This window comes from Paraburkholderia sp. BR10923, from assembly GCF_040948765.1.
Classification (GTDB): Bacteria; Pseudomonadota; Gammaproteobacteria; order Burkholderiales; family Burkholderiaceae; genus Paraburkholderia; species Paraburkholderia youngii.
This window is the reverse complement of sequence record NZ_JBFPKO010000018.1, coordinates 89,291-101,513: the sequence shown is the minus strand read 5'-3', so window position 1 is coordinate 101,513 and position 12,223 is coordinate 89,291. Positions and strand designations below refer to the sequence as shown.

General features: G+C 62.2%; 11 protein-coding genes and 1 pseudogene. 1 reads left to right on the top strand and 11 read right to left on the bottom strand.

Going from position 1 to position 12,223, the window contains the following annotated elements; genetic code table 11:
* Window positions 1-14: 14 nt before the first annotated feature.
* The 5 genes from AB3X94_RS28135 to AB3X94_RS28115 all read right to left on the bottom strand — a co-directional run bounded on the left by AB3X94_RS28135 (window position 15) and on the right by AB3X94_RS28115 (window position 5,322).
* On the bottom strand, window positions 15-1,664 hold the full coding sequence (locus AB3X94_RS28135; RefSeq protein WP_368613300.1) for an FAD-binding protein: 1,650 nt from the start codon (window positions 1,662-1,664) through the stop codon (window positions 15-17).
* A 15-nt stretch (window positions 1,665-1,679) separates the two neighbouring features.
* Window positions 1,680-2,318 (bottom strand): 2Fe-2S iron-sulfur cluster-binding protein, encoded by a 639-nt coding sequence (locus AB3X94_RS28130; protein ID WP_176107796.1) that lies wholly within the window; start codon window positions 2,316-2,318, stop codon window positions 1,680-1,682.
* 92 nt (window positions 2,319-2,410) lie between these two features.
* Window positions 2,411-3,916: a type I glutamate--ammonia ligase gene (gene glnA / locus AB3X94_RS28125; RefSeq protein WP_176107795.1), complete on the bottom strand. Its 1,506-nt coding sequence runs from the start codon at window positions 3,914-3,916 to the stop codon at window positions 2,411-2,413.
* A gap of 94 nt (window positions 3,917-4,010) precedes the next feature.
* Entirely contained in the window at window positions 4,011-4,214 is a 204-nt protein-coding gene (locus AB3X94_RS28120; RefSeq protein WP_013091358.1) for a hypothetical protein, read from the bottom strand.
* Window positions 4,215-4,410: 196 nt separating this feature from the next.
* Complete coding sequence (locus tag AB3X94_RS28115) at window positions 4,411-5,322, bottom strand: alpha/beta fold hydrolase (protein ID WP_176107794.1); 912 nt, start codon at window positions 5,320-5,322, stop codon at window positions 4,411-4,413.
* A 110-nt stretch (window positions 5,323-5,432) separates the two neighbouring features.
* On the opposite strand from AB3X94_RS28115, the pseudogene AB3X94_RS28110 reads away from it, so the two are divergent.
* Window positions 5,433-5,546, top strand: a pseudogene (locus tag AB3X94_RS28110) (MerR family transcriptional regulator); the annotation flags it as partial.
* A gap of 28 nt (window positions 5,547-5,574) precedes the next feature.
* On the opposite strand, the gene AB3X94_RS28105 reads toward AB3X94_RS28110, so the two are convergent.
* The 6 genes from AB3X94_RS28105 to AB3X94_RS28080 form a co-directional block, all read right to left on the bottom strand.
* The gene (locus AB3X94_RS28105; RefSeq protein ID WP_368613299.1) at window positions 5,575-6,741 is read right to left on the bottom strand and encodes a radical SAM protein; all 1,167 of its coding nucleotides are present in this window, start codon (window positions 6,739-6,741) and stop codon (window positions 5,575-5,577) included.
* A gap of 77 nt (window positions 6,742-6,818) precedes the next feature.
* Window positions 6,819-8,066 carry an MFS transporter gene (locus AB3X94_RS28100; RefSeq protein WP_368613298.1) on the bottom strand — a complete coding sequence of 416 codons (1,248 nt, stop codon included), beginning with the start codon at window positions 8,064-8,066 and terminating at the stop codon, window positions 6,819-6,821.
* A gap of 229 nt (window positions 8,067-8,295) precedes the next feature.
* Window positions 8,296-8,916 (bottom strand): hypothetical protein, encoded by a 621-nt coding sequence (locus AB3X94_RS28095; RefSeq protein WP_368613297.1) that lies wholly within the window; start codon window positions 8,914-8,916, stop codon window positions 8,296-8,298.
* Between the two features lie 476 nt (window positions 8,917-9,392).
* Complete coding sequence (locus AB3X94_RS28090; protein ID WP_018433560.1) at window positions 9,393-9,557, bottom strand: FmdB family zinc ribbon protein; 165 nt, start codon at window positions 9,555-9,557, stop codon at window positions 9,393-9,395.
* Between the two features lie 117 nt (window positions 9,558-9,674).
* On the bottom strand, window positions 9,675-11,276 hold the full coding sequence (locus AB3X94_RS28085) for a methyl-accepting chemotaxis protein (RefSeq protein WP_368613296.1): 1,602 nt from the start codon (window positions 11,274-11,276) through the stop codon (window positions 9,675-9,677).
* 141 nt (window positions 11,277-11,417) lie between these two features.
* Window positions 11,418-12,110 (bottom strand): phosphatase PAP2 family protein, encoded by a 693-nt coding sequence (locus AB3X94_RS28080; protein WP_368613295.1) that lies wholly within the window; start codon window positions 12,108-12,110, stop codon window positions 11,418-11,420.
* Window positions 12,111-12,223: the final 113 nt, after the last annotated feature.

Sequence of the window (12,223 nt, the reverse complement as noted above, 5' to 3'; positions counted from 1 at the left end):
CTCCGTGGTTCCCGTCACCGGATGCCGCCGATCACGCGACCCCGCGCGCTCGCGCGCAATCCCGCATCGACTCGCAGATCGAAATGGGCATAGGCGGGAAAGAGCTGCGGCGCCTTCACGTGAAGCGGCAGTCCCGCCAGCGTCAGCTCTCTCTGCCACGCGTGCACATGACCGATTCCGGCGCGGTTCGTCACCACCCACTCCCTCGATTGCGCGGCCTTCGCGCCGGCACGGCGGCCCATGCTCAGAATGTCGAGCAGCGCGTTACCCATCAGACGGTTGCGGCCGTGGATGCCGCCCGTCATCTCGCCGACGCAGAAAAGGCCGGGGACGCTGGTGGCGCCATCTTTGTCGATCGCGACGCCGCCGTTCTGGTAGTGGAGCGTGGGATAAACGAGGAAGGGCTCCTGCGCCGCATCGATGCCGCACTTGTCTGCAAGATGGCGAAGCGTGATGAGGCGTTTGGCCAGAATGCCCGGATGCTCGATTTCGAGTGTGGGCGTATCGAGGAACACCCCGGGCTGGCCGTCGCGCTCGATCCCGCGGCCTAGTGCGCACTCACGCAGGATCGCCGACGCGACCACGTCGCGCGGCTTGAGTTCGTCGACGAAACGTTCGCCTGCGCCGTTCAGCAGTCTCGCTCCCGCGGAGCGCGCCGCCTCGGAAATCAGGCCGCCCGCCAGATGGTGCGGGTAGGCGATGCCGGTCGGATGGTACTGGAACGAGTCGAGTTCGCGCAGGCGCGCGCCGATCCGGTAGGCGAGCACGAGGCCGTCGGCGGTGGCGCCGTAGTGGTTCGAGGTCGGAAACGAATTCAGATGCAGTCGCCCCGCGCCGCCGGTGGCGAGGATCACGGCGCGCGCGCGCACCAGCACGAAGGTACGCCATTCGAGGTTATAGATCACCGCGCCGGCGCAACCGCCGTGCTCGTCGGACAGCAGCTCTACCACCGGGCAGCGGTTCCACAACTCGATGCCCGGGTCGAGGTCCACCGCCTCGCGCAGCACGCGCATCATTTCGAGGCCCGTATAGTCCCGATACGACAGAATGCGCGCCGCCGACGCGCCCCCGGGTTTCTTGCGCAGCAGATTGCCGCCAAGCGGCTGGTCCTCTTCCAGATCGAACATCATGCCGAGCTGGATCAGCCAGCGAATCACGTCGGGGCCGTCCATCACCATCTGGGCCACGAGTTCGGGCTCGCCGCAGAAGTGTCCGGCGCGAAGCGTGTCCTCGAAGTGCAGTTGGGGACTGTCGTCCTCGCCGATGGCCGCCTGGATTCCGCCTTCGGCCATCACGGTGTTGCTGTCGCCAAGACGCAGCTTGGTGGCGAGGATCACACGCGCGCCCTGCTTCGCCGCAGTGAGCGCCGCCGCGCAGCCGCCACCACCGCCGCCGATTACCAGCACGTCGGTCGTCATCAGCTGCGCGCCGGCGATATCGACATCGTCGATCAGCGCGTTGGCCTGCAGATGCCGCGCGAGATCGGGCTGACACGGCTCGCCGCGATTGACCCCGACACTCAGCGCGACCCGCGCATGCGGCCCATGATCGGGGTGATAAGCCTTCAGCAGTTCATCGACCGGAACGTCGTCGCCGCGGAGCGTGGCCGCCATCCCGGGGCGGTAGCGCTGCCGCGCGGTTTCGTAGGGTATGCCGGCGGACATGACGATTCGCTCCGCTCAGCGCGGCGGTTGAGCGCCAGGCGCATCGAAGTCGATCTTCAGCTCGCCGCTCTCGATCTGCTGCAACCGTCGCATCAGATTGGCCGGACGCAGCGAAAGCGACGCGATCATCCGGCGCACGAACACACCCAGATGGTTGGGCCGGATATGCTCGGGGCATGCGAGCGTGCACAGGTTGCACATCACGCATTCGTCGAACACCTGGCTCGATGCGGGCAGATTGCCCTCGACCGCCAGGTTCACGCCGCGCTGCACGTCCAGCCCCTTCGGACAGGCGCGATCGCAGCCGCTGCAATGACGGCAATGCGCCGCTTCGGGGAAGATCTCGGCGATCTTGCCGAGCGCCTGCCAGCTGTCGCTGATCTCTTCCATTCGATACAGGTGACGTTCCGACTCGGTGAAGTAATCGAGGAAGGCGACCTGCATGCCCTCTTCGACGAGGGTCTCGCAGGCGAGCGCGGTTTTGACTTCCTGCTCGCCGCTACGCCGCACCATTACACGGCACGAGCCGCACACGCCCTGGGACATGCAGCCGACACCCTCGACGAGAGTCTGCCCCGCATGCCCCATGGCCTGCAGAATCGAGCAATTGCCCGGCGCCTGAATCTCGCGCCCTTCGATACTCACGCGAACCATGGCCTCGTACTCTCCTTGCATGCCGCGAGTACTCCGCGGTATTTCTACTGATTTGCGCGCCGATCCTGCTTTGAGGTTTGAGGCCTGTTCTTCTAGATATCGAAGTACAGATAAAACTCCCATGGATGTGGGCGCAATTTGATCGTGTCGATCTCGCGGCTGCGCTTGTAGTCGATCCATGTCTGAATCACGTCGTCGGTAAAGACATCGCCTTTGCGCAGGAACGTGTTGTCGGTTTCGAGCGCCGCCAGCGCCGCTTCGAGGGAGCCCGGCACCTGCCGTATGTTGCGCGCTTCTTCGGGCGGCAGATCATAGATGTTGCGATCGAGCGGCTCGCCAGGATCGGTCTTGTTTTCGATGCCGTCGAGGCCGGCCATCAGCATCGCCGCGAAAGCCAGGTACGCATTGGCCGACGGGTCCGGACAGCGGAACTCGACGCGCCGCGCGTTCGGCGAATCCGAATACATCGGAATGCGCGCCGCGGCCGAGCGGTTACGCTGCGACATCGCCAGATTGACGGGCGCCTCGTATCCCGGCACGAGGCGCTTGTACGAATTGGTCGTCGGCGCGCAAAAGGCCATTAGCGCGGGCGCGTGCTGGAGCAATCCGCCGATGTACCAGCGGCACATGTCGGAAGTCAGCGCCCAGCCGCCCGCGTCGTAGAAAAGGTTCTGCTCGTCTTTCCACAGGCTCTGGTGACAATGCATGCCGCTCGCGTTGTCGGCGAACAGCGGCTTCGGCATGAAGGTTGCAACCTTGCCGTGCCGACGCGCGACGTTCTTGCAGATGTACTTGTAGATCATCACGTTGTCGGCCATGCGGGTCAGCGTTGCAAAGCGCATGTCGATCTCGTTCTGTCCGGCGGTCGCGACTTCATGGTGATGCACTTCGATCTGCACGCCGGCCTGCTGCAGCGTCAGCGCGATTTCCGAGCGGATCTCCTGCAGCGTGTCATGAGGAGGCACCGGAAAATAGCCCTCCTTATAGTGCTGCTTGTAGCCGAGGTTGCCGCCGCCGTAGGCGCCCTCGTCGCGGCCGGTGGTCCAGTCGCCCTCGGCCGACTCGACGTAGTAATAGCCGCAGTGCTGATCCTGGCCGAAGCGGATCGAGTCGAAGATGAAGAATTCGAGCTCCGGCCCGAAATAACACGTCGTCGCGATGCCCGTCTGGCGCAGATAGTTCTCCGCCTTTTTCGCCACGTAGCGCGGATCGCGCGAATACGGTAGTCGCAGCACTGGATCGACTACGTCGCAAATGATCGACAGCGTCGGCGTGCCGCAAGCCGGGTCCACGAAGGCGGTTGCCGGGTCGGGCCGCAGCAGCATGTCCGATTCGTGGATCTCCTGGAAGCCGCGGATCGATGAACCGTCGAAACCGATGCCGGCGCTGAACAGGTCGTCGTGAACTTCGGGGAGCGTGATCGAAAAATGCTGCCAGAGTCCGGGCAGATCGGTGAATTTCAGATCGACGATCTGAATATCGCGCTTTTGCAGCAGGTCGATCACATCGCTTGCGTTCTGCGGTCGCGTGACGCGATAGCTGCCCGCTTCGACGGACGCCGCAAACGGCGATCCGGTGCTTCCTTGGGTACTGGCCATGAGCTTTGCCCTCTTGCGCCCCCGTTACCGCCGGTTTACTTATAGACCAACGTTAGTACTTCCGTGGCCGAAAACAAGGCGGCGGTGAGTGGGCCTAGCGGTCTTGCTCCAAGCCCTTCAAATGGGCCTGCCCCGCATCTCTGGCAGCGGCGGCGGTCGCATATGTCTCGTCCGAAACGAGCGAGCGTCTGACCTCACGGGCCGCGAAGTCGACCAGCGTGATTACCCAGACATGCTCGCCACCCTGCTCCGCCGTTTGCACGAAAGCGCGCACGTCGCCCTTGTCGTCTGATTTCATCGTGACCTCCTTGTGGAAAAGTCGCGCGCGGGAAACGGCTGCGCGACGATTGAGACGCTCGCGAGCCACGGTGCATTCCTCGCGGAGCGCGTAACTTGATCTTAGGCAATCGAATCGGTCCTTTGACGGATTTCTCGCTTCCGATGACGAGCACAGCCGCTGGGTCCGGCCGCAAAAGCGCGGTGCCAGCAGCCAGTTAAAGCCGTTCGATCAGGAAATCTTGCAGGGAGTTCAACACCTCGTTCGGCGCGTCCTCGGGCAGCAGATGGCCACCGGGCAGACCCCTGCCGGTCACGTTTTCTGCCCACCTGGACCACGTGTCTGTGGGTGAAGCCTTCCTCGCCCTCTGCTCTTTCTCGCTCCACAGCACCAGCACCGGACAGGCAAGCTTTCGGCCCGCCGCTGCGTCGCTCGCGTCGTGTTCCAGATCCTCTGAAGCAGCGGCACGATAGTCTTCGCAAATCGCGTGCCGTACGCTGGGATTCCGGAATGCGGCTCGATAGGCAGCGAGCGCCCGAGGATCGATTCGCTCGAGTCCTCCGGCCATCTTCGCAAGCGCGGCGTCGATGAAAGCGTCAGGATCGGCCGCCAGCATTCGCTCTGGAAGGTCCGCGGGCTGCGCCAGAAAAAACCAGTGCCAGGCGTCGAGCGCAAAGGTCTTATCGACAGTCGCGAAAGCATCGAGCGTGGGCACGACGCACAGCGATGCATAAGCAGTGACGCGCCGAGGGTGGTCGAGCGCGAGCCGGTATCCGGCGCGAGCGCCTCGATCGTGCCCGACTACGGCGAATCGTTCGTGCCCGAGCCGCGCCATCAACGCGACGAGCGCACTGGCCATACGGCGTTTGGTCCATCGCCGCTGATCGTTGCGGCTCCGGCTGGCACCGTATCCCGGCAGGTCGGGCACGACGAGGGTGTGAGATTTCGCGAGCGTCGGAGCAATCAATCGCCATGCAACGTGGGTCTGCGGATAGCCGTGCAGCAGCAGCACCGGCGATCCGGTTCCGCCGATGACGCCTCGAAACGCGACGTCGTCAGTTTCGATGTCGAGCCTCGCAAAGCCAGCAAAGAAGTCCTCCGCAGCAACTCTTTCGATTTCGGGTGCCATGATTACGTCCTCATGAAAGCGCGCGTCAGCGTCGCGGGCGTGTCGACGAGAGCGTCGCGGCCGCCATAGATAAACAGCAGCGGCACCGGACGATGATTGAAACACAGTCCGATATTCGCGGTTTTCCGGACTGCATGCTTCTGATCGAAGGCGCACGTTCGTGCGACCAGATCACCGACGTGATCAAGACCTTGTCGGAAGGCGCGATTGCGCCGCTCGAGTAACGCGGACCAGCGTTCGAATGGGCGAGCCCTATCCACTTTGCGGCGTGAAACGGCGTCCGCCAGTCCGTCTTGCGAACGACATCAGCGACGCTCGAGGCAATTCCTCGACCGAAAGCGCCCACAGCGAATACGCGACACTGCGCCGGAACAACAAGCTGACAGCAGCGCGAAGCTGCCCCCGGCCCAGCGCGTACACCGAATCGGTCACGGCGATCGCGCCGTGCATCAGAATGCTGGCATGCCGGTAGCATCCCATCATGCAGGCATTGCAGGGCTCCCGTTGATCGGGCAGACGGTCGAGGTCGAACACGGAGCCCATCGGCTCAGGCCATGCCTCGCAACGCCAGACATCGAGGTTCCAGTCGATATAAAAGTACTTGCTGCCGCCGATACATGGAACCAGTTGCGGTTCACCGCGCACGAAGCGCGCGACCTCGTCCAGCGCGGCGCTCGGGTCCATCACACGGAAGTGGTTCTTCAGGCGCGCGATCGCGCTCAACGCTTCGAGTAGTTCGTCGGTGTTCAGGTCGACGAGTTTCGAGTCTTCGTCGTACACGAGCGATGTCGATCCAAACGCCTCGCGCCGCGGATAGGAAAAAACGACCGCATCGAAGCCAAGCCGCTCGAGCGTCTCGGGAAGCAATTCGTAATTGACCAGACGGCTCACCGTAATCGATGCGCACACCTCGATGCCGAAGCGATGGGCCTGAGTGATGCCCTCGCGGATGCGGGCCTCGAGACCGCGCAGGCCGCGATTACGCTCATGCTCGCGCATGTCCGCGCTATCGATGGAAATCAGCAGACGCTTGAGGCCGGCCTCCGCTAGTTGCTTGATGTGGCGCGGCAGAAACCAGCCGTTCGTGATCACCCCGCACTGAATGCCGGCCCTGGTGGCCGAAGCCACCAGCGATGCGATCTGGGGATGAACCAGCGGCTCGCCGCCTTGCAGCGTCATGTAACGAATCCGGCGTCTGCGCAGGATCGGCAGTGCGCGCGCGAATTCCTCAGGATCGAGATAGCGACGCGGCCCCGCCAGATTCTTCTCGCGAGAGAACCCGCAGAAGTCGCATGCGGCGTTGCAAACGTTCGTCACCGATACGTCGCACACCGCGGGCAGCGGGTTGCGCGGTTCGCTGACGGCGCCGTCTACATGCCGCAGACCGCGCCACTTGATGATTCGCTCTGTCGTATCCATGAGACCCTCACGACCTGCCGACGAATTCGTCAGGAGGCTTCATAGAATACGCTCAACCTGCTGAGCGTGATGCATTGTTACGCCTGCCGTCGGGTTTCGGTGCGTGCCGTCAATGCGAGTCCGATCACGGCAATACCAGCGAACAGCGCTGGCAGCAGGAACACATTCGGCAGGCCCAGCATTTTTACCCCGAGACCGCCGGCGACCCCGCCTAGCGCCGACGCGAGGGCCGTCGAGCTCATGAAAATCGCCGATGCGGTCGCCACCGCGCTGGGAAGCAGGCGTTGAGCAACGAGGATGCCCAGCACCATAAAGATGCCCCATACACCCCCCATCAGAACCTGTCCGGCGAACATGCCCGTTGCGGACGTCCACAGCGCAAAGCAAAGGTTAGCAAACACTCCCAAGGCGGCCGCGATGCACATCAACCACACGTTGCCGAGCCGGCGGCCCAGTCCGATGCTGAAGGGCATGATGAGTAGCTCGATGAAAGGCTGCACACCGATGACCGCTCCCCGTACGGCCGGACTCAGATTCAGGTGCTCTTCCATATAGATCAGCAGGAATCCGTACTTCACCGGCTCCCCCGCGTAGACCAGCACGAAGAGTCCAGTGAACGCCAGCAGAGGAAGCATGGCTCGCAGGCTGGCGTGGTGATGCACGGGCTCGCTCGCCGACTCGGTCTTCAGCCTTGCAACGGGGTTCAGCGTTCCGAGAGGTGCGATCTGAAGAAGCATGCAGATGGCGGTCATCCACAGCATGGGGCGCAGGCCATAGGCCGCCGCCGCCCACGCTCCCAACATAGGACCGACGATCCAGCCGCCGGTAAGCGCCATGCGGATGATGGCAACGACACGCTCGTTTGCGTCGTCGGGATTGCGGCTCAGTTCATCGTGGACAGCCGCGAAAATCTGCGACGCGGTCGCACCGGACACGGCCAGCAAGGCAACGGCGATGAAGAACGGCATCCAGACCGAAGTAGAGAGGGCAAGCCCCGCCCAGCCTGCAAATCCCGCGGCAGCACACAGGCGGAAAAGACCGAGGCGATTACCGGTGCGATCCGAGTACCGGCCGACGAAATACCCCGCCACCGGAGCTGCAAGGCTCGTCAAGTAATAGAGTCCGGCCAACGGCAGCGAGGCGCCGAGTTCCTTCACCAGGAAAAGAACGATCTGTGGCGCGGCCGCTGACGTGCCGAGTCCCGACAGAAACATGGCGAGCGTCGAGCCGCGAAACAGCCTCGACGTTGCAACTTGACGCAATGCGGGTTCACTAGCGGATTGATTTGAAATCGTGAGAGCTTCGCTACCGGCTTGGTCAGGCATCGTGAAATGAACTCCCTCGTGACAGCAACTTGTTCGGCGGAATTCCCCGGTCTGTCCGGCGCGCACGCTGCAGATTATCGCGAGCGCTTCTCGATTGCCATGGTCAAGTCGAAGTGGTCACTTCGTCGCTGCCGAAATTGCGAAGCCGATGCCTAAAGCTGGACCCGCTGATCGCAGCAAACCACACGAAACGCCTGACTGAATCCGTGCTTGCCAAGCGCGCTATGAATCATGCCGACCATAGGCCAATATCGGGGGGGGGGGGCGCAAGAACAGCGCTGTCGTCGAGCCGGGAGGAATCAATCAGTTGGCAGAAACACTCGAGCATCTGCTTTGGCGATGCGCCACGGTCGATGACCGCATCGACTCCCGGCCACTCTGCGAAAGGAGACAGCGTACTGGACAGAACCGCGACGCGGCATTGCGGGCAGTGCCTGTTGATCAACTCGATCGCTTTTAACTTCGATGCAAGATGGCAGTCGCCGTCAAGCACCGTCAGTTGCGCGTCGCTCACGATTTGCCCCCGTACCGCATCAGCGCACGTCTCAAGCGTGGAAACGAAGCCTCGCACTCGGGCGATCACGAAGATGGATTCGGCAATCGGCTCATGTCCTCTGCGGAGGACGAGCAGGCGCCGTCCCTTACCAACGTTTGGCATCATGGTTCGCGCTCCATTGGCAGCCAGCAACGCGTAAATTGACTTCCACCTGAGAATCGTAGTGCGATACCGCTCGCACGCCTCGGTGTAAGCGAGTGAATCCTCGCCCGAGGTGGCACGGGCTAGTTCCAAGGCCTCGAACGCCGAATCGACTTCGCTTAGCGATATATCGAACGCATCTCGCGTATCCATGGCGAGTATTAGAGTCGAGTCACATGGATTTCCAGCATACGTCGGCCCAGCCCCCTGCAGAAGGTCGGGGGTGGGAAAGTGATTTCTCTTCGTCCGTTGGGCTTTCGTGCAGAACTCTTTTCTGCCCTCGCGGCAATTCGAGGGCTATTTCAACGGTTCGTCGGATTTGAAGCACTGCTCCCGCTTTGCGGCTCTGGGGCGGCCACCACGGTGGTGCGGCTTGAGCGGTAAGCAGATACTGTGGCTGCAATGTCTGGGATCAATTCATCGCAAGTTCTGCCGGGCGGCCGCTAGGGGCCTCCATGCGATCGGCGGTACGATACTTGCGCGCTTACATCGCAGCCTGTTGCCAGATTTGCACGCTCCCAGCCAGGTCCCCCAATCTCCACGAGGCGACGGCGAGAATCGGCGAGCGAAGATCCGTCGTTAGGCGAGAACCGACGTTCGAACGTCCCTGAGAACCGCGAAGACAGATTTCAGCTCTTTCGGGACGTTTTCGGCACAAATGGCGTGGGTATGTGCTGGACCTTCTCGCTTCCGCACTTCGGGCAAGCGGGATGAGCGTTTTCATGTTCAGCAAGATGCTCGGCATGTTCGAACATCTCACCGCACTTCTCGCACCTGTACCGGTAAGTCGGCATGGCATTCCTCCAACGAGAATCCTGCACGTCGTGCTGACCAGATACGTTACGACGTCGGCAATAACCCATTCTAGTGCAGGAAAGTGCGGGCGCTGCTTGCGGCACTGACCGCGATGATCAGTTTGGCCCGTCACCTACCAGCCGAAAAACCTGCACGGCATCCTCCAACGTGGACGCCTGTTCCTGCATGCTGGCCGCCGCGGCTGCCACCTGCTCCACCAGAGCAACGTTTTGCTGGGTCATCTCGTCCATGTGTCCGATCGCGCGATTGATTTCGCCGATGCCGGTACTTTGCTCGTTGCTCGCGTGGGTGATCTCACCCATCAAGGCGACCACACTATCGACCGCCGTAACGATTTCGGTCATGTCCCGGCCAGCCTGGTCGACCAGTTCTCCGCCTGCGTTGACGTTGCCGACCGAGTCGGTGATCAGCGCCTTGATTTCCTTGGCGGCCGTCGCGCTGCGTTGGGCCAGGCTGCGCACTTCGGCGGCGACGACCGCAAAGCCGCGCCCCTGGTCGCCGGCGCGCGCCGCCTCGACGGCCGCGTTCAAAGCCAGGATATTGGTTTGAAAGGCGATCGAATCGATCATGCTGATGATGTCGACGATCTTGTGTGAACTGCCGCGGATCAGCGACATGGTGGTGACCACATGGCCCACCACGGTGCCGCCTTTGACCGCGAGATCGGAGGCCGACGCGATGTGCTGGTTGGCGTGCGAAGCGCGTTCGGCATTGGCTCGGACCATCGCAGTCAATTGCTCCATCGTCGAAGCGGTTTGCTCGAGCGAGCCGGCCTGCGCCTCGGTGCGGGACGACAGCTCCGCGTTGCCGGCGGCAATCTCGCGCGCGCCCAGCGCGATCATATCCGACGCGCGTCGCACGTTGCCGACTACCGAGGCGAGGCCGACACTGATGCCGTTCATCGCCTGCATCAACTGGCCCAGTTCGTCGCGCCGGCTGACATGCACTTGCGCGGTCAAGTCGCCGGCCGCCAATTTTTCCGCGGCGGCCTTCGCTTCGAGCAGTTGCATGCCGAGACCGCGCCGGGTCGTCACGTAGACCAGCGCGCTGACCAGCAGCGCGCCGAGCAGCCCGAAGCCGATCACCGCGGTTGGCAGGAAAGGCGGCGACGCCCCGACGGGGCTCCTCGCCTGGTCCGGGAGGATCACTGCCTGCAGCAGCCGACCATAGCCCAGCAGGAGTACGGTATTCGCGGCGAGGGTCAGCAGCGCGAGCCTGGCTCCGATCGACAGGTTCCACACCTCGCTGACATCGAGGCCGACGTATAGCGCGCCGATTACGTCGCCGGAACTGTCCCGGATCGGCTCGTACCGTGTCATGTATTGCTTGCCGAATAGCGTCGCGTAACCGGTGTAGGGCTGCCCGCTGCGCAGCATCCGATAGCCGGGGTGCGAGCGGTCGAGTACCGTGCCCACGGCCCGCTCGCCGGTTTGCCTTTTGACCGAAGTGGCGACGCGCACGAAGTCGTCGCCTATCGCGACGAACAAGGTGCCCGTCGCGCGGGTTTTGTCGGTGAAGCGGTCAACTTCGCCATAGTTGAGGTTCAGCAGCGTGGTCCCGTTCAGCAGCCTCGGCGTCATCACACCGAGGATGTCGACACCGCTTGATTCGTCGCGTGTAAATGGAGCTGGAAAATACCCGGCGAGCGTTCGCGCGTGACGACACACCTGGGCCTTGAGCGGCAGCAGAGAGTACATGAAGTGAACCCCCGTCGACTGTGTCAGCGATTCGAATGAATCGGACGTTTTATTCTGATTTCATTAGACAGAATATTGCATGAGATGGCAATAGAGGGTGCTCGCTAATCTCAGCTCACTGAAAGCGAGGCGCCGGGCGGGTCATAGATGCTTGAACACGCCGCTCGCCAGAGCACGCAACTCTTCGAACTGCGTGACGAGTTGAAGGCAGAGAAGGAAGGCGAGTATTGCCGAAGGTCCCCGATAGCGTTCGATCCATCGCAGCACCGGGGTCGCGTAGCGCTTGCGAATCGCATCGCGCGTCAGGATCAACGTGATCCCGATTCCCAGCGCGGCGCCCACCAGCAAATCGGTCGGATAGTGAAAGCCGAGATAGGCGCGCGGAAGGCAAATGAACAGCGCGGTATAGAGAAGCGCCAGCACGCCGATGCCCCGCCACACGAGGAAGATGCCGGTGGCGATAGCCATCCATAGCATCGCGTGATCGCTCGGGAACGAACTCCAATCCGACAACTGCGCAGCCTTGGTCGCGCCGCGTGCGAACTGCAGATGAAGTTCGGGGTTATAGATGGGACGCACTCTAAATGGCAACCAGTGCGCCAGCAGCCTTCCGACGAAGAGCGCCACGACACCGCTGAGAAGCGTCGCGAGCACGATTTCGCGCCGCCATTGGGCGCGTTCGTCCCGTTGAAACCAGATCCACCAAAGCACCGGAATCAATACCAAGCCTTTAAAGGAGTACAGGTCGGCGATGGCTTGTATCGATTGGGTCGTGAAATGACCGAAGCGTATGCTGGACAGATATGTTTCGATGGTCGAGTCGAAGCTGTTCATGTTTTTGTAATTAATATCTGCTAATCGCAGCGAAAGATCAGCCTAATCCAGCCAGGCGACAAAAAATGAGGCGCAGACAACGTTTGCTACCAACTTTTTGCTCGTTCCGATAC

Coding starts and splice junctions, on each gene's coding strand:
- AB3X94_RS28115 (WP_176107794.1), bottom strand. CDS start 5,322: ATGGCACCCGAAATCGAAAGAGTTGCTGCGGAGGACTTCTTTGCTGGC.
- AB3X94_RS28135 (WP_368613300.1), bottom strand. CDS start 1,664: ATGTCCGCCGGCATACCCTACGAAACCGCGCGGCAGCGCTACCGCCCC.
- AB3X94_RS28085 (WP_368613296.1), bottom strand. CDS start 11,276: ATGTACTCTCTGCTGCCGCTCAAGGCCCAGGTGTGTCGTCACGCGCGA.
- AB3X94_RS28080 (WP_368613295.1), bottom strand. CDS start 12,110: ATGAACAGCTTCGACTCGACCATCGAAACATATCTGTCCAGCATACGC.
- AB3X94_RS28095 (WP_368613297.1), bottom strand. CDS start 8,916: ATGGATACGCGAGATGCGTTCGATATATCGCTAAGCGAAGTCGATTCG.
- AB3X94_RS28130 (WP_176107796.1), bottom strand. CDS start 2,318: ATGGTTCGCGTGAGTATCGAAGGGCGCGAGATTCAGGCGCCGGGCAAT.
- AB3X94_RS28105 (WP_368613299.1), bottom strand. CDS start 6,741: ATGGATACGACAGAGCGAATCATCAAGTGGCGCGGTCTGCGGCATGTA.
- glnA (WP_176107795.1), bottom strand. CDS start 3,916: ATGGCCAGTACCCAAGGAAGCACCGGATCGCCGTTTGCGGCGTCCGTC.
- AB3X94_RS28100 (WP_368613298.1), bottom strand. CDS start 8,066: ATGCCTGACCAAGCCGGTAGCGAAGCTCTCACGATTTCAAATCAATCC.
- AB3X94_RS28120 (WP_013091358.1), bottom strand. CDS start 4,214: ATGAAATCAGACGACAAGGGCGACGTGCGCGCTTTCGTGCAAACGGCG.
- AB3X94_RS28090 (WP_018433560.1), bottom strand. CDS start 9,557: ATGCCGACTTACCGGTACAGGTGCGAGAAGTGCGGTGAGATGTTCGAA.